This is a genomic window from Chryseobacterium aurantiacum (genome assembly GCF_003020585.1).
In the GTDB taxonomy this organism is placed as follows: domain Bacteria; phylum Bacteroidota; class Bacteroidia; order Flavobacteriales; family Weeksellaceae; genus Chryseobacterium; species Chryseobacterium aurantiacum.
In genome coordinates this window covers 1,186,608-1,204,373 of the sequence record NZ_PXUE01000001.1, presented here as the reverse complement: position 1 = coordinate 1,204,373, position 17,766 = coordinate 1,186,608, and the positions used below count along the sequence as shown (strand labels likewise).

Sequence of the window (17,766 nt, the reverse complement as noted above, 5' to 3'; positions counted from 1 at the left end):
TTAGCTATTGTATTAAAATTTTAATGTTTATCGCTTAATCACTTTTACCGTTTTCACGAAGTCATTCGCTGCATTTACTTTAACTAAGTAAACTCCTGAGGTGAAAGCAGAACAATCAATTGTTCCATTAGTATCATTGATTGCTTTCGTAAGTACCAGCTGCCCTGCTGCATTGTAAACCGTTACCGAAAGAATCTTCTGATCAAAAGAAACCGTTAAATAATCCTGTACCGGATTTGGATATACTTTCAGCTGATCTGTCTTTATTAAAACATTATCAACTGCTAGATTAGCATTTGTTGGACAAGCTAGAGGTACAAAAATTTTCTTTTGAAGAGCGCTGCCATCTCCTATCTGGCCATACTCATTACGGCCACAGCCTGATAAAAATCCATTGCTATTGATAACGAATGTATGAAAACTTCCTAATGCAATACTTTGATTATCATTAGAGGTTCCTATTTGCGTTGGATTAAATCTTCTGTTTTTGGTTCCGTCTCCCAGTTGTCCATAATCATTATAACCCCATGCCCAAAGGGTACCATCTGCTTTGATCCCCATAGAAGAATGGTAACGGTTAGCATCAACATCTTTCCAATTGGTTTCGGTTCCTATTTGTGTAGGAGTCGTTTTATAGGCTGTAGCTCCATCCCCTAATTGACCATCAGAATTATGTCCCCAACCCCATAGCGTTCCATCAGTTTTCACACCTACTGAATGAAGATATCCTGCACCCACACTTTTCCAATCTGTGGCTGTTTCTATTTGAATAGGGCTGGTTATTTCTATCGTCGTTGAAATTCCATTACCTAATCTTCCATAAGTGGTACTTCCCCAGGCCCATAATGTTCCATTGGTTTTCAGGGCAAGAGTATGCTCCACCCCTGGTGCTACCATTTTCCAATCTGTAGCTGTTCCTATTTGTGTAGGTACCGTTTTATTGATAGTAGTACCATCTCCTAATTGGCCATACTCATTACGTCCCCAGCCCCAAAGGGTACCATTGGATTTTATAGCCAGTATATAATCATCCCCACTGGCAATACTTACCCAGTCTGTTGCTGTTCCAATTTGAGCTGGAGTCATTCTATTGATTGTAGTTCCATCGCCTAATTGGCCATCCAGATTACTACCCCATGCCCATAGTGTTCCATCTGTTCTGAGCCCTGCCGAAAAATAACTTCCGGCAATTATTTTCGACCAATTATTAGAAGTCCCAATTTGAATAGGAGTATCTTTTGAACTTGTAGTTCCATCTCCAAGTTGTCCATTATTATTACGTCCCCATGCCCATAGTGTGCCATCTGTTTTGAGTCCTACAGAATGAAAACCACCATTACGCACACTTTTCCAACAGCCTGTTGTAGCGGAAGGAAGTGTTTTAAATGAGCCTCCCTGCATCCAATTACTCTGGCTGGATCCGCAATGAGATGCCACCCACCAATAGTAAGTAGTGTTAGGTAATAAATTGCTCAAATTTACTGTTGTAGTAGAAGTCGTACCATCTATACCTCCTACAATTGGATTGGTACTGTAGAGGTACAAATACCCTCCATTAGGTGCTGAAGTTGATACCGTCCAGTTAAGGGTAGCCGTTGCAGCCGTAATATTGGATGTTGAAAATTGCATTGGTGAAACGCAATTAGAAGGACAGGCAGTATAAGCAAACGTATTTTTTTGAATATGGGTATCATCACCCAGCTGTCCAAAATCATTTCGTCCGCAAACTTTTAAAAATCCATCAACATTTTTTACAAGAACGTGATTACCTCCGGCATAAATCAGCATATTGTCTGAAGAGGAACCAACCTGTGCAGGTGATAAAACATTCACGGCTCCATTTGTACCGTCACCCAATTGTCCATTAGAGCTATTACCCCATGACCAAAGCGTTCCATCAGTTTTATTCGCATAAGTAAAAGTACTTCCGGCATCTATGTTAGCCCAATTGGTGTCAGTTCCTATCTGTGTTGGACTAATTTTTTGTCCTGTAGTTCCATTACCCAACTGTCCATTAGAGTTATTCCCCCATGCCCATAGTGTTCCATCTGTTTTAAGTCCTACAGAGTGACTGTTACCGGCATCTATACTTTTCCAATTCGTAGCGGTTCCTATTTGCTTTGGAGTATTCTTTGAAGTAGCGGTTCCATCACCTAACTGGCCATCAGCATTATATCCCCATGCCCATAATGTTCCGTCTGTTTTAATGGCAAGAGTATGTACTATACCTTGTGTTACACTTTTCCAATTTGTGGCTGTTCCTATTTGTGCAGGAGCAATTGTATTGGTGTTTGCTCCATTTCCTAATTGTCCAAATACGTTATGCCCCCAACCCCAAAGTGTTCCATCGGTTTTGATAGCTAACATATGATTAACTCCGGCGCTGATGCTTTTCCAATTCGTTGCTGTTCCTATTTGAACAGGGCTCAATCTGTTGACTTTAGTTCCATCTCCCAGTTGTCCATCATAATTATATCCCCATGCCCAAAGGGTACCATCGGATTTAATAGCAAATGTTTGGCGACCTCCGGCACTCACACTTTGCCAGTTTGTTGCTGTTCCTATTTGTATAGGGACCTTTCTATCAACAGTGGTTCTATCTCCTAGCTGTCCTTCAGAATTACTACCCCATGTCCATAGTGTTCCATCTGCTTTTATTCCCACTGAATGCAGGCTTCCTGCGCTAAAGCTTTCCCAGCAGCCTGAGGTAATTGGAGTTCCTACATTAATCACATTTCTAAAAACAGGGCTCCAAACACCGTCATTATCTTTAATACGGATATTAAATACATGCAAACCGTTAGAAGGTAAAGCAATTCCTGTTTTAATTAGTTGCTCATAAGTACTGTTGAAGCTACCATCGGCAGCCAATACCGGAGTTCCATTTCCGGCTCCAGGATCGGTATCCCAAAAATACTCTGCCTGTGAAAGAGATATTAGCGTAGAGGTCGGATTTTGCTGAACATTAATGATGTTCGTAAAAACAGGTCCCCAAACTCCGCTGTTGTCCTTGATACGGACAGAGAATTTATGCAAACCATTACCTGGTGTTGCAATGTCTGTTTTGGTAAGTTGTTCGAAAACGCTATTGAAATTTCCATCAGTGGCCAATACCGGAGTTCCGTTTCCGGCTCCAGGATCGGTATCCCAGAAATACTCTGCCTGTGAAAGAGCAATTAGCGTAGAGGTCTGGTTTTGCTGAACATCAATAACATTGGTAAAAACAGGTCCCCAAACTCCCGTATTGTCCTTAATACGGATGGAGAATTTGTGCAGGCCGGTACCCGGTGTAGCAATCCCTGTTTTGGAGAGTTGTTCAAATGCACTGTTGAAATTTCCATCAGTGGCCAATACAGGAGTTCCGTTTCCGGCTCCGGGATCGGCATCCCAGAAATATTCGGCCTGACTTACGAACACTTGTGCAGGGCACAATATGACCATAAGCAAAGCGATGATACTATAGATATAATTTTTCATATTGTTATATCCTTAGCTGTTATTTAGAAAAACCTGATCCGTTGATATTCAAAGTACCTCCAGAAATGGATCTAGGAGTTGACAAATAGTTGATCTGAGGTTTATTACCTACATTTGCCGGCCAGTAATTAGCCCAACTGTTAGATCCCCCATAATGTCCTGCATCATTCCTTGTTAAGTCCAAATCTGTATATTTTATATCAGGATTTCCAGCATTTTCATTCATTCCTGTTACCGTATATGTTGTATTGTTAAAATTCATATTCACGGATCCTGAATTGTTACTTTGGATCATGTTACCTTGTGTTACAAACGGATTGGTAGATGAGTTGTAGCTGGCTGTCACGTTAACATTATTATGATTATTTTGAATACAGATATTGCTTTGACCCGGCACAAAAGAAACAGCATTATTCATAATGGCAAGGTCTCCTGTGTTTGTAAGACTATTATCATATAAACCAATGTAAATAACAGCCGGATAAAAGTTGGCGGCAGCAGGTCTATAAACTGTATTGTTAATGATTTCATTAGAACTTCCGTCTTTTATACCACGTATCCAAAAAGCGTCACAAAAATTATTGTGGAACTTAAAAGCATAATAGGGTTGAGAGTTAGCTATTGCTCCTGTAGATATATTACCATAAACCTCAGCATCAGATGTAGCCATGGAAGTTTCCTGCTGGAAAGAATAGACGGTAATAAACGATGCTTTGTTAGCCGTACATATTCCATGGGAAATCTGCAAAGGTCCATTAATATTACAACCAGAAATATTGGTAGTCGTATTGGCGGTAGTGGTAGACACACTAATCAAGTCACAGTTCAAAATATTGATTGTTGTTCTTCCTCCAACTGCTGCTCCTATTGTCAGTATACCATTAATAGAGTTTACTGTCTTCAGATTGTTAATGGTAATCACTCTTCCCGCTGCCAGGTCAATGTTAACACCTCCCTGAAGAATGTATTTGCTATAATTAGTTTCAGAAACAAAAGTCAGGGATTTATTTATTGTCAAATTTTCTATATAAGCTTCTCCATTCGCTTTAGGTTGAACAATGATACGATCTCCGTTTGAAGCGGCTGTGATCGCTGCACTTATAGTAGAATAAGCTCCGCCGGCTCCGGCATTTCTAACATACAGATCGGCTGCAAAAGCCATGGTGCTCGATAGGCCTGCAAAGGCAATGATTAGTAGTTTTTTTGTCATAATCTTATAAAAATTGATTGGTTTAATAATGATATTTTTTGATTTTCAAATTGAATTCATTGAAAAACAAGGGCTTTAATCAATGAATAAACGTTGATTTTGAAAATGGTTTTTGTGGATAAAATAGAATAGCATCGTAACTTATAAGGCAGCAATATCCCTCATCTTTCTTTTCCCCATATGAATAGACAAATACTGTTTTATTTTATGACTCAGTATTATTTCTTTCTGATTTGAGAAAAATAATCGGATAAGTCATATTCTGGTTAAATACAACTTGTTGCTTTAAAGGAATTTTGAGGACTTACTGTTGTTTCAAACTGTTGGAAACAATTAATGGTTACGAATTAGTAGATACCGTATATTTTGGCTCATTTTCATGGTTTAATTAGTTTTCAGGTTTTGTTTTTAGTTTTAGTTTTTTATAACAACAACATCATCAGTTATGACTCTATGTTATTGATTGCAAAAGTATTGTTTTATTATGAATTTTAAAATAATAAATCAAGAATAATACTCATAAATACCGGATAACGGTATTTTAAAATGTAAAAAATAGAATATTAAAGAATAGCGCCACTTAAAGAATAAGTGGCGCTATTTTGAAAGATTTCAAATTTCAAGAGATCTTAGCTATTGTATTAAAAATTTAATGCTTATCGCTTAATCACTTTTACTGTTTTCACGAAGTCATTGGCGGCATTTACTTTTACCAAATAAACTCCTGATGGTAAAGCAGAAACATCAATCGTTCCTTTAGTATCATTGATCGCTTTTGTAAGTACCAACTGCCCTGCGGCATTGTAAACTGTTACCGAAAGAATCTTTTGATCAAAAGAAACCGTTAAGTCATTCTGTACCGGATTTGGATACACTTTCAGTTGATCCGACTGTGTTGAAACATCATCGACTCTTAAAACATCACTAGTAGGGCAACCAACAGGTACAAAAATTGTTCTATTAACAGTTATTCCATCTCCTATCTGACCGTAATCATTAAAACCACAGCCTGATAAAAATCCATTGGTACTTATTACAAGTGTGTTAAACGCATTTGCTGCAACAATTTTTCTATCAGTAGATGTTCCTATTTTTGTAGGAATATTTTTTGGAACTTTTGTACCATCACCTAGGTGACCATGGGTATTATATCCCCAACTCCAAAGAGTCCCATCTGTTTTGATTCCTGTGGAAGAGCCATAATAGTCCCCTTTCACACTCTGCCAATCTGTAGCTGTTCCGATTTGTGTTGGATTCAATTTACCCGTTGTAGTTCCATCGCCTAATTGTCCAGAGGAATTATCCCCCCAGGTCCAAAGTGTTCCATCGGTTTTGATGGCAATAGTATGAGAAACTCCACCAGAAGCATTTTTCCAATTTGTAGCTGTTCCGACTTTTGTTGGAATAAGTTTTTCCGTTTTAGTTCCATTTCCAAGTTGTCCATTCGTATTACTTCCCCACGTCCACAGTGTTCCATCGGTTTTAGTGGCTATAGTATGATTTACAACAGCAGCTATGGTTTTCCAATCAGTTGCTGTTCCAATTTGTATGGGGATAGTTTTGTTTATTTTTGTTCCATCTCCTAGCTGGCCATCTATATTAAGTCCCCAAGCCCAAAGTGTTCCATTTGACTTTAGAGCTACTGTATAATGATCCCCAGCAGCAATATTTGCCCAATCAGTTGCTGTTCCTATTTGTGTTGGAATATTTTTTGAAATTGTGGTTCCATCGCCCACCTGCGCACTTGCATTATATCCCCAACTCCATAGTGTTCCGTCAGCTTTAATGGCTACAGTGTGTGCGTATCCGGCTGCTATTTTCACCCAATTTTTCCCGGTTCCTAGTTGTGTTGGAGCAGTTCTCGTAATTGTAGTTCCATCTCCTAACTGTCCAGCACCATTTTTACCCCAAGTCCATAGCGTCCCGTCTGTTTTGATTCCTATCGAATGATAATTACCAACACTCACACTTTCCCAACAACCAGTTTCAGCTGTAGGAAGTGTAGTAAAGGAACCTGCGGGTATCCAATTAACCTGACCAGATCCACAATTAGATGCTACCCACCAATAGTATGTAGCGTTCGGTAATAAATTTGTCAAATTGGTTGTAGCAGCAGAAGTAACTCCTTCTATACCTCCAAGAACTGAGTTTGTGCTATAAAGATACGAATAGCCTCCACTAGGAGCTCCAGTTGATCCTGTCCAGCTAAGAGTAGCCGTCTTTGAAGTAACATTTGTTGTTGAAAATTGTGTTGGAAGAGAGCAAATTATAGGACAAGCAATAGAAATAAACGAATTTATATTATTATTAGCACCATTACCTAGCTGTCCAAAATAATTTTCTCCACAAACTTTTAAATATCCATCAATAGTCTTTACAAGAACATGATTCTCCCCCACAAAACTCTGCATATTGTCTGATGATGATCCTACTTGTGTAGGTAACGTAGTATTAATACTTCCAGTTGTACCATTACCTAATAACCCTTTGGAGTTGTTACCCCATGACCATAATTTTCCATTTGTTTTTGTGGCGAATGTAACACCGTTTCCAGCAGATATATTGTTCCAGTTTGTTTCTGTTCCTATTTGTATAGGTAAACTTTTATTAATGATAGTTCCGTCACCTAACTCACCAAAAGTATTACTTCCCCAAGCCCATAATGCTCCATTTGCTTTTAGTGCGATTGAGTGATAACCACCAGCAGCAGCACTTTTCCAATCCGTTGCTGTTCCGATTTGAACAGGAGACAATCTACTGACTTGAGTTCCATCTCCTAATTGGCCATAATAATTATATCCCCATCCCCAAAGTGTTCCATCTGTTTTGAGAGCAAAAGTATGCAGCGAACCTGGTTCTATACTTTTCCAATTAGTAGCTGTTCCTATTTGAGCTGGCACAAGCTTATTAGTAGTAGTCCCATCACCTAGTTGCCCATAATAATTAAATCCCCAGCTCCAGAGTGTTCCATCTGCTTTTATAGCAAACGTCTGATTGAATGAAACATGGATACTTTTCCAATCTGATGCAGTTCCTATTTGGGTAGGTACTTTTCTGTTTATTGTAGTTCCATCTCCCAGTTGCCCATAATCATTTCTACCCCAGCCCCATAATGTACCATCTGTTTTTAGTGCTATAGTGTGGCTAAAGCCAATACTAACGCTTTTCCAATCTGTTGCCGTTCCTATTAGGATAGGTGTATTTCTATCAATTGTAGTTCCGTTTCCTATTTGTCCAGAATCATTGCTACCCCAAATCCATAAGGTTCCATCTGCTTTTATTCCTGCGGAATACCCATTTCCTACACTAAGACTCTGCCAACATCCTGTAGGAGTTGGAGTTTCTACATTAATCACATTTTTAAAAACAGATCCCCAAACACCTGCATTGTCTTTAATACGGATATTGAAAACATGCAAACCATTAGATGGCAAAGCAATTCCTGTTTTAGTCAGTTGCTCGAAAGAACTGTCGAAATTACCATCGGCAGCCAATACCGGAGTACCATTTCCGGCACCCGGATCGTTATCCCAAAAATATTCGGCCTGAGAAAGTGCCAGTAGCGTAGAGGTCTGGTTTTGTTGAACACTAATAACATTGGTAAAAACGGGTCCCCAAACTCCACTGTTGTCCTTGATACGAACAGAGAATTTGTGCAAACCATTACCAGGTGTAACAATGTCTGTTTTGGTAAGTTGTTCGAAAACACTATTGAAGTTCCCGTCAGCGGCCAATACAGGAGTTCCATTTCCGGCTCCAGGATCGGCATCCCAGAAATACTCGGCCTGCGCAAGAGCAATTAGCGTAGAGGTCTGGTTTTGCTGAACATCAATAACATTGGTAAAAACAGGTCCCCAAACTCCCGTATTATCCTTAATACGGATGGAGAATTTATGCAGGCCGTTACCCGGTGTAGCAATCCCTGTTTTGGTGAGTTGTTCAAATGCACTGTTGAAATTTCCATCAGTGGCCAATACAGGAATACCGTTTCCGGCTCCGGGATCGGCATCCCAGAAATATTCGGCCTGACTTACGAACATTTGTGCAGGGCACAATATGACCATAAGCAAAGCGATGATACTATAGATATAATTCTTCATATTGTTATATCATTAAGTATTATTTAGAAAAACCAGATCCATTGATATTTAATGTACCACCACTGATTATTCGTGGAGTAACCAGATAGTTTATCTGTGGTTTAGTATCAGCATTTGCCGGCCAATAATTAGTCCAGCTGTTTGATCCGCCGTAGTGGCCTGCGTCATTTCTTGTTAAATCTAAGTCGGTATAGCTTACATCAGGATTTCCGGCATTTACATTCATCCCAGTTACAGTGAATGCTGTCTCGCTAAAGTTCATATTCACAGATCCTGAATTATTGCTTTGGTTCATCGCCCCCTCTGTTACAAATGGATTTGTAAATAGGTTGTAGCTTGCAGTCACTGTAGCATTATTGTTGTTTTTAATGCAAACATCGGTTGTTCCTACTACAAAAGAAGCTGCATTATTCATAATAGAAATATTTCCTGTGTTTCCATTATTTAAGTTGATGGAAAATGGTGCTATATCACCACCATAAGGGTCATAGATCGTATTATTAATAATTTCGTTGTTACTGCCTGTTTTAATAGCATAGACAAAAACCCCGCGGCAAAAATTATTGTAAAACTTAAAGTTATAGCTTGATTGTGAATGTGATAAACCAAAACTTGTAGCATTGCCGTACACTTCAATATCCGATGTTGCAAGACTACTATCTAAAGTTGTAGAATTAGCATAAATAGACTGTGCTTTATTAGCAGTAACTCTACCATGAGAAAAACTAATTTCTCCCAACACATTAGAACCGGAAATATTGGTTGTAGTATTGGCTTGATTGGTAATAACCTTATTTAAATAACAATTGTAAAGGTTTATGGTAGTTCTTCCACCAGTGGTAGGTCCGCTTGCCACTAAGCTGTAAATGGAATAGTTTCCTGAGCTTAAATTACTGATGTTTACCACTCTTCCCGCAGCCGGATTGATGGTAACGGTTCCCTGAATAAAATATTTACTATAATTGGTTTCAGAGAGAAAGGTTAGTGATTTGTTGATGGTAATGTTTTCTACATAGGCTGCTCCATTCGCTTTGGGCTGAATGATGATTCTTTCTCCTTCTGAAGCCGCTGTGATAGCCGCACTTACCGTAGAATAAGCTCCGCCTGTTCCGCCATTTCTAACATATAAATCGGCTGCAAAAGCCATAGTACTCGATAAGCCTGCAAAGGCAATGATTAGTAGTTTTTTTGTCATAATCTTATAAAAATTGATTGGTTTAATAATATTCTTGGAATTTTTCTTAAATGAACTCATACAAAAACAAAAGCCTCAATCAATGAATGAACGTTGATCTTGACATTATTTTTGTTGATAAAATAGGATAGCATCATAATTGATAAAACAGCACTCTTTCTCGCATTTTTTTCCAAAATCGATAGTGGAATACTTGTCAAGTTTTCATGACTCAATATTGTTTCCATATGATTTGAGGGAATAATCGAAGTAGTCCTATTGGTTAAATACGACTCTTTGTTCTAAAAAATTGGAGAACTTACTGTTGTTTCAAATTGTTGTAAACAATTGGTTTTGATGAATTAGTAAAGTAAATACCGGATGGTGTTATTCTTTTTCATGGTTTAATTAGTTTTCAAGTTTAGTTTTTGGTTTTAGTTTTTTAATTGCAACAACATGATCATTAACAATCTTCTATGTTGTTGATTGCAAAAGTATATTTTTCTCATGAATAACCCAATAGCTAATAAAAAATAACATCAATTTTGACATTATTAGGATATTATTATATTTTTAAAGATAAAAAATCATTTTTTTAGGAAATTAAAGAAATGGTCTCCTATCTGTTCAATTAGGCCTTCAAATATTCTATGGAGAAATTCTTTACTTTTTCTGTCTTGGCTTCTGCAGAGGTTTTACAACGTTTCTCGTCCTTTCGTTTCAATGGCTTTAATGATCCATTCATCAAAGGTTCTCCATGATTTCAATTCGTCTGAGATTTCTACATATTCATCAATGGGGTACTCGTGGCAAAAGATATCATAATTCTTTTCATCATTTTTTGTCGTGCAAAATCCCATCCAGTCCCCCATAGAACAATTTGAGCCCATCATAATAAACTCATCAATTATCTCTTCCTCTACTGCTTCAATTTCTTGCTGAACAAGGATATTATACTCTTTTAGTTCGGCCAAATTACAAATCTCAAAACTTGGTAGGTACTCCCCTATAAAAAACTTTCCACTTCCAATTTCAGCTAAAAAATGATAGTAGGATTCAGGGAGTAAATACCGGGTAAATGCTTTTATTTCTTCTAATTCACTGTAAGAAACAGGCTGAACATTAAATTTTAAGCTTTCTGATTCTACAACCTCCTGTCCATTTTTCCATTGGGAGGTTTCAAGAACGGCTTCTTTTTGCGAAACCCATTTCTTTAATATATCTAATGCGTTGATAAATTCTGTTGTCATGATGTGTAGTTATCTGATTCCCATTTTCATTTTAAAAGCATTTCATATCTGCAAATAACGCCTTCAAAACAGTTATTATTAAACGGCAGATATCATGGATATTTGCCGTTTATGTTACAAGATTATCGGTTATATTTTTAATAAGTAAGTATTTATTTTCTTAATTAAATGATGCCCTGAATTCCAGAGGAGAAACTGAGGTTCTGTTTTTAAACAGGCGGTGAAAAGATTGTGGATGCTCAAACCCAAGCTGGTAGGCAATTTCAGAAACTGACATTTCTGTAGAAGACAATAATTCTTTTGCTTTTTCTATCAATTTGTTTTGGATGTGCTGCTGTGTGGTTTGCCCGGTCTGCACCCGAAGCATATCACTGAGGTAATTTGCGCTCAGATTCAACTGTTCCGCAATAAAATGAACAGTAGGAATACCATTGATAATCAAATTATCATTCCTAAAATAATCATTGAGTAAAGTTTCCAGTTTTGAAAGCAGATCATTGTTAACCTTTTTTCTGGTTAAAAACTGACGGTTATAAAAACGATCACAATATTTCAGTAACAGATCAAGGTTAGATACCAGCAAATCCTGTGTAAAGGAATCCATATTGGTTTCTATTTCCTGTTCTACATTATCTATAATATCCATGATAGATTTTTCCTCCTTTTCTGAAAGATATAATGCTTCATTCGCTGCATAGGAGAAAAAACCATAATCTTTAACCTTTGATGCCAGTGGATAACCATGTAAAAAGTCAGGATGTATTATCAAAACAAAACCTCTAACCTCGTTCAGGAGTATGTCTTCAAACTGGAGAACCTGATGAGGAGCAATGAAATACATAATTCCTTCATCAAAATCATAATACTGTTGTCCGTACCTGCATTTTCCTCCGGCACAGTCTTTCTTTAAGATCACTACATAAAAGTCTGTAGTGACTGCACTCAGGATTGTTTCCGACTTCAGTTTTACATCGTCAAAATTGAAAACACTGATTAATGGATTTGATGGTTTTTTCAATCCTAAAAACTGATGCAGTGTACTAATTGACGAAACTTTCTCTGGGGTTTTCATATATCCACTTGGGAATTTATATATTAATATTTTTTTAAATAAAACACATAGAAACATTGTTTTATTGGTTGGATAAATTGCTAAAATATTCGTTAACAAAGATCTTTTGTCTTTCTTTAAAAATATTTGAGCAATTGAAATTAATAAGGATGCCCTTAGGACATTGCAATAGTTTCATATAGGTTAGAAAATTTATTTTTCTCGATAGTAACTCTTCCTTTAAGCATTGGTGATAAACACTCTCCAGCAATCCTCTACCCATTATTTTGTGTACTTCAATAGCGCCTCCTATTATTTCATACGTTAATTCATCTAAATATTTTTTTGTCAGCATAGCCTATGTATCTATATGGTTAAAAATAAGACTATTTGTAACCAATCCTAAGTTACTGATTTTATTTTTTCTCTAAAAGCTGTTCATTTTTAATCTGGCCGATTCCCTGCTTGTAGGTAGTCACCTGAAATTCCGGGAATCTGTTTCTGAATTTTGAATCATCGAATATATTATCGTGTTCATATCTTGGAAGCAGCTCCAGCAACTCTTTTATCTTTTGATTGAATAATGAACCTGTTTTAAATAAGAATTTTGAAACTATATTGTATTGTAAATTTTCACCATAAATTTCAGAAGCTATTCCGATAAACTCCTGATAGGTTGGATGGCTTTTGTAAACGGGAAGATGCCATGTTTGCCCGAATGCGTCAGGGGTATTTCCTATTAATGCTGTTGCACGGCTTGCATCAGGCGTCCAAATCAAGCTTCTCTTTTTATGAACACTTAAAGGGACTTTTAGTTTTTTATTTTCCTTGATATTGTCAAAAATCAACGTATTGGTAATACTTTGTGTTTTTCCTGGGCCATAAAATTCAGGAGCACGGCAAATAACCGCTTCCAGTTCACCTGATTCAATTTCTTTCAAAACCATTTCTGCCATTTTTCTTCTCACTCTTCCTTTTCTTCCCACAGGAGCAAATGGTGTTTTTTCTGTCAAAACACGATCATCTTGTGGATACATATAAGTATTATCAAAGAAAACAAGCTTTGTTCCGTTGATTTTACAAGCCTCTATGACATTATGAAGAATAAGTGGAAACTGCTTCTCCCAAAGGTCGGAACTTATTGGAAGTCCTAATGTAAAGTAGGCAATATCACTACCTTTTACTGCTTCAACAGCCTTTTCGCGGATAGATAAATCTGCAGAAAACACCTCATCTGTATCATTTATTTTTTTTGCATTTCTACTGACAATCCGGATCTCTGAAGTAAAGGTTCTTTTTAGTTCTCTTGCCAGCTCTTCGCCAATCTGCCCATTGGCCCCTAATATTGTTTGCATATTATTTATTTTTTTCGCTCAAGTTTAAACTCTGTTATTGGGTATGGCAAAGTTCAGAAGAATAGAAACAATCCGAGTATCTTAATTACAGGAAGTTGTAACAGAATCTCTGTTTTCGGAAATAGGTACTTTAAAACTTTATCAATAGTGAAGAAATACATACAAAAAAGCAGTCGTATTTTTCAATATGACTGCTTTTATTTAGATCTTACATTTGAACCTTTCTCTCCAGTTTATTTTCTGCAAACGGAACAACTACCAACGGATACTGTTCTGTTTCGATATGGCTTTTATCGAGTCCGAAATTGATATAATCTTTTACCGATAAATAACGCAAATTGTAATAGCCTTTCATGATGAAGTTCTTCCAAAATGGCATTCTGTTATCATAAGAAAGGAAGCTATCCATAATCATAAATTTAAAATCACCTATCTTGTTCTGCTGGTATGCCTGTTCAAAAGATTCTTCGGCATCTACTTCGTTATTTTCTAGCATATCATTAACTACCTGCTTGAAATAATAACCAATTCTTGGGTCTTCACGGAATCCTAAGTCCAGTTGGATATAATAAACATCATTTCTGATCACCGTATCTACAGAATACTCCTGCCCGTAGGGTACATCTAAAATATTGACATGAACAAACCAATAAATATCAGCACGCTTTGGAAGTCCAAATTTTAAAATGGAATCCATTACTGTTTTTTCTATCTTTTTTTCTGAATCTGAAGTAGTGAGATAAACTAGATTTGTAGCGTATTTTGGCAGGTTTTCATCTGTACTCAACTTGGTTAATAGCGGAAGATATTCAGACAGTTTTACAAAGGATTGAATATTGGACTTGATTTGTCTTCCTCTCCACCAAATGTACATCACCGCGAAAAGTGAAAGCCCCAGGATCAGGGTTATCCATCCGCCTTCTTTCACTTTTAAAAGATTGGCAGACAGGAAACTTAATTCTATTGCTAAGAAAATCCCTGTAATGATGATATTAAAAATAAAAGGAACTCTTTTGATACGCAGATAAGCATTAATCAGAATTGTACTCATCAGCATGGTAAGGGTAACACTTAAACCAAATGCTGCTTCCATTTTTGTACTTTCTTTAAAGTAAAGCACCATTCCTACACAGCCACACATCAAAAACCAATTAATTGCAGGAATATAAAGCTGTCCCTTCACATTACTAGGAAACAATACCATGTGCTTGGGCCATATATTAAGTCTTATGGCCTCGTTGATAAGGGTAAAACAGCCACTGATTAAAGCCTGAGAAGCAATAATTGTTGCCAGGGTAGCAATCCCTAAAGCCAGCCAGAATATAGATTTCGGAACGATATGATAAAAAGGACTTAAGCCTCCCACTTCCTCTCCTACATGGTCAAGAAGCCATGTTGTTTGACCTGCATAACACAGAATAAGGGCTACTTTTATAAAGATCCAGGTAAACCTGATATTATTTCGTCCACAGTGTCCCATATCGCTATATAAAGCCTCTGCTCCTGTGGTACACAGAAAAATACTTCCTAACAACCAAAATCCTTTAGGTTCATTAACCAGCATTTGATAGGCATAGTAAGGATTCAGCGCTCTTAGGACTTCCCAATTATTTCCTATTGCCATTACACCTATTCCTCCAATAAAACCAAACCAAATGATCATTACAGGACCAAATACTTTTCCTATTTTATCGGTACCAAACTGCTGAAACATGAATAATAGGATCAAAATTCCTACAATGACGGGAACGGTATCAAACCCCGGGACGACGGCCTGTACTCCTTCTACGGCTGACGAAACAGACATAGGCGGGGTAATAATACCATCTGCCATCAGAAAAGCACCTCCTGCCATTGCAATAAAGACAAGCCACTTCCCACTGTATCTCCGAACCAGGGCATATAGGGAAAAGATACCACCCTCTCCTTTATTATCTGCCTGCAAAGTAATGAGAACATATTTGATGGTGGTCTGGAAAACAAGGGTCCAAAAAATACAGCTTAAACTGCCAAGCGCTATGACTTCCGTGATGACCTTATGATGAAAAACCGCATTAAGCGTATACAGGGGTGAAGTACCAATATCACCGAATACAATACCGATTGCTATCAGCGATCCTGCAAGAGTAATCCTCTTATGAAAATCTGAGGAATTATGTCCAGACATATTTTATTTTTCTGCAAATTAAATCAAAATTTTCATCGAAATGAGAATAGATTTTATTTTTTTCATGTATGCCTCTAAAAGTACTCTAAAGTCCCTTTACACAATGATTTGTAAAAAATATTAGCATCTTCAATAATAACAATTTTACATCTTGCTTTCATCCAATTCTTATGCATAATTTAAAGCCGATTCAGCATTTTGAAGTTAGATTATTAATCGATAGCTTTGGTTCTGCTAATATCCACTTTCCTCCATCATGAGGCTTAGTGGTAAATAAAACCATGATATAAAATAATCCATTATGACAAAAATACAATTGTCTCTACTCATTATTACCATTACTACCTTATTTGCAAGCAACAATTTATCCGGCCAATTAACTTCCAAAGAAGTTGATGCTCTTGTTAACAATGCAATAGAAAAATTCCATGTTGCAGGGGCCGCTGTGGCTATTGTAAAAGATGGAAAAGTAATTCACAAAAAAGGCTATGGTGTAAAATCAATAGATACAAAATCACTTATTGATGAGCATACAAACTTTGAAATTGCTTCCAACAGCAAGGCTTTTACAACAGCAGCTTTATCTATTTTGGTAGATGAAGGAAAACTTTCCTGGGATGATAATGTCAAAAAATACATCCCCGAATTTAAAATGTACAATGACTATGTTACAGAAAACTTTACAATAGAAGATTTATTGTGTCACCGTAGCGGTCTTGGCTTAGGAGCTGGTGACTTAATGATGTTTCCTGACGGTACTGACTTTACCATTAAGGATGTAATAACGTCTTTCCAGTATTTTGCACCTGTTTCTGGTTTCCGGACCCAATTTAATTATGACAATCAATTGTATCTGGTGGCGGGTGAGGTTATTGCAAGAGTAGGTGGAATGAGTTGGGAAAATTTTGTTCAAAAACGCATTATGGAACCATTGCAAATGCAAAATTCTTTTAGTTCTATAAGCCAGGTAAAGGATATTAGCTTAATGGCTTCTCCACATTCCTCAGAATCCGGCACTATAAAAAAAATATCTTTATACGGAGCAATGGTAAATGGTGCTGCCGGGGGAATCGTCTCCAATGTTGATGACATGTCCAAATGGATGCTTGTTCAGCTAAACAAGGGTAAATATGGTTCGGGGTTAAACCAACAGCTTTTTACCAAAGAAAGACAAAATGAAATGTGGACCATCCATACGGTTGATCAAATTAATCCTAATCCGAGATATAACCAACATTTCAATGGGTATGGTCTAGGCTGGAATTTATCTGATATGAAAGGAAATCTAAGTGTTTCTCATACTGGCGGCCTACCCGGGATGCTTTCTATTGTTACCATGATTCCTGATTTAAATTTGGGAATTGTTATTCTTACCAACACAGAAAATGGTGGTTCCGGTGTTTTCTCATCGGTTAGTCAGACCATTATTGACAGCTATTTGGAGCTTAATGATTTCGGTTGGGTAGATAAGTATTCTGCTTATTTTAAGTCTCAAAAAGAATCAGGGGATGATGTGACCAAAAAGGTTTGGGAAACGGTAAGCAAAGCAAAAAATACAACAATAAAGAACGAAGATTTAATTGGATTGTACGAAGATAAATGGTTTGGAAAAATTGAAATCTTCTTAAAAGGAAATCAACTGTGGTTTAAATCATTCCGATCACCAAAACTCAATGGTCCAATGAGCTTTTATAAAGCAAATACTTTTGCCATTAAATGGGATTATAAAGATATGAACTGCGATGCCTTTGCCATGTTTAATTTAGATGAAAACGGAAAGGCCCAAGGCATAAAAATGAAAGGAATATCTCCCAATATAGACTTTAGCTTCGACTTTCAGGACTTGAATTTACAAAGGATTAAAAATTAATCTAAATTCAAATAAAGAAAACCAATATTGTAAAGAGGTTCTACCTGCAAGCTTTACAAAAAAATAAGGTGAGTTTAGTAACTCACCTTATTTTTTTATAGGTTTATCTTTT

Annotated in this window: 10 protein-coding genes; 1 reads left to right on the top strand and 9 read right to left on the bottom strand. The window is 37.0% G+C overall.

Translation table 11 applies throughout. The annotated features are described in order from the left end of the window. Positions 1-27: 27 nt before the first annotated feature. From C7D53_RS05320 to C7D53_RS05280, 9 genes are all read right to left on the bottom strand, one after another. The gene (locus C7D53_RS05320) at positions 28-3,477 is read right to left on the bottom strand and encodes an RCC1 domain-containing protein (protein ID WP_106915320.1); all 3,450 of its coding nucleotides are present in this window, start codon (positions 3,475-3,477) and stop codon (positions 28-30) included. 19 nt (positions 3,478-3,496) lie between these two features. Beyond that, entirely contained in the window at positions 3,497-4,687 is a 1,191-nt protein-coding gene (locus tag C7D53_RS05315) for a hypothetical protein (RefSeq protein WP_162926088.1), read from the bottom strand. A 656-nt stretch (positions 4,688-5,343) separates the two neighbouring features. After that, on the bottom strand, positions 5,344-8,787 hold the full coding sequence (locus C7D53_RS05310) for an RCC1 domain-containing protein (RefSeq protein WP_106915318.1): 3,444 nt from the start codon (positions 8,785-8,787) through the stop codon (positions 5,344-5,346). 19 nt (positions 8,788-8,806) lie between these two features. After that, positions 8,807-9,982, bottom strand: coding sequence for an autotransporter outer membrane beta-barrel domain-containing protein (locus C7D53_RS05305; RefSeq protein WP_162926087.1), 1,176 nt, complete (start codon positions 9,980-9,982; stop codon positions 8,807-8,809). A 674-nt stretch (positions 9,983-10,656) separates the two neighbouring features. Beyond that, positions 10,657-11,211: an SMI1/KNR4 family protein gene (locus C7D53_RS05300; RefSeq protein WP_106915316.1), complete on the bottom strand. Its 555-nt coding sequence runs from the start codon at positions 11,209-11,211 to the stop codon at positions 10,657-10,659. Positions 11,212-11,371: 160 nt separating this feature from the next. Next, positions 11,372-12,283, bottom strand: a complete 912-nt coding sequence (locus C7D53_RS05295; protein WP_106915315.1) for a helix-turn-helix domain-containing protein — start codon at positions 12,281-12,283, stop codon at positions 11,372-11,374. Positions 12,284-12,344: 61 nt separating this feature from the next. Continuing rightward, complete coding sequence (locus C7D53_RS05290; RefSeq protein WP_106915314.1) at positions 12,345-12,617, bottom strand: GxxExxY protein; 273 nt, start codon at positions 12,615-12,617, stop codon at positions 12,345-12,347. Between the two features lie 61 nt (positions 12,618-12,678). Then, positions 12,679-13,617 (bottom strand): NAD-dependent epimerase/dehydratase family protein, encoded by a 939-nt coding sequence (locus tag C7D53_RS05285; RefSeq protein WP_106915313.1) that lies wholly within the window; start codon positions 13,615-13,617, stop codon positions 12,679-12,681. 208 nt (positions 13,618-13,825) lie between these two features. Further along, on the bottom strand, positions 13,826-15,784 hold the full coding sequence (locus C7D53_RS05280; protein ID WP_106915312.1) for a KUP/HAK/KT family potassium transporter: 1,959 nt from the start codon (positions 15,782-15,784) through the stop codon (positions 13,826-13,828). 301 nt (positions 15,785-16,085) lie between these two features. On the opposite strand from C7D53_RS05280, the gene C7D53_RS05275 reads away from it, so the two are divergent. Beyond that, the gene (locus C7D53_RS05275) at positions 16,086-17,654 is read left to right on the top strand and encodes a serine hydrolase (protein ID WP_106915311.1); all 1,569 of its coding nucleotides are present in this window, start codon (positions 16,086-16,088) and stop codon (positions 17,652-17,654) included. The last annotated feature ends 112 nt before the right edge of the window (positions 17,655-17,766 follow it).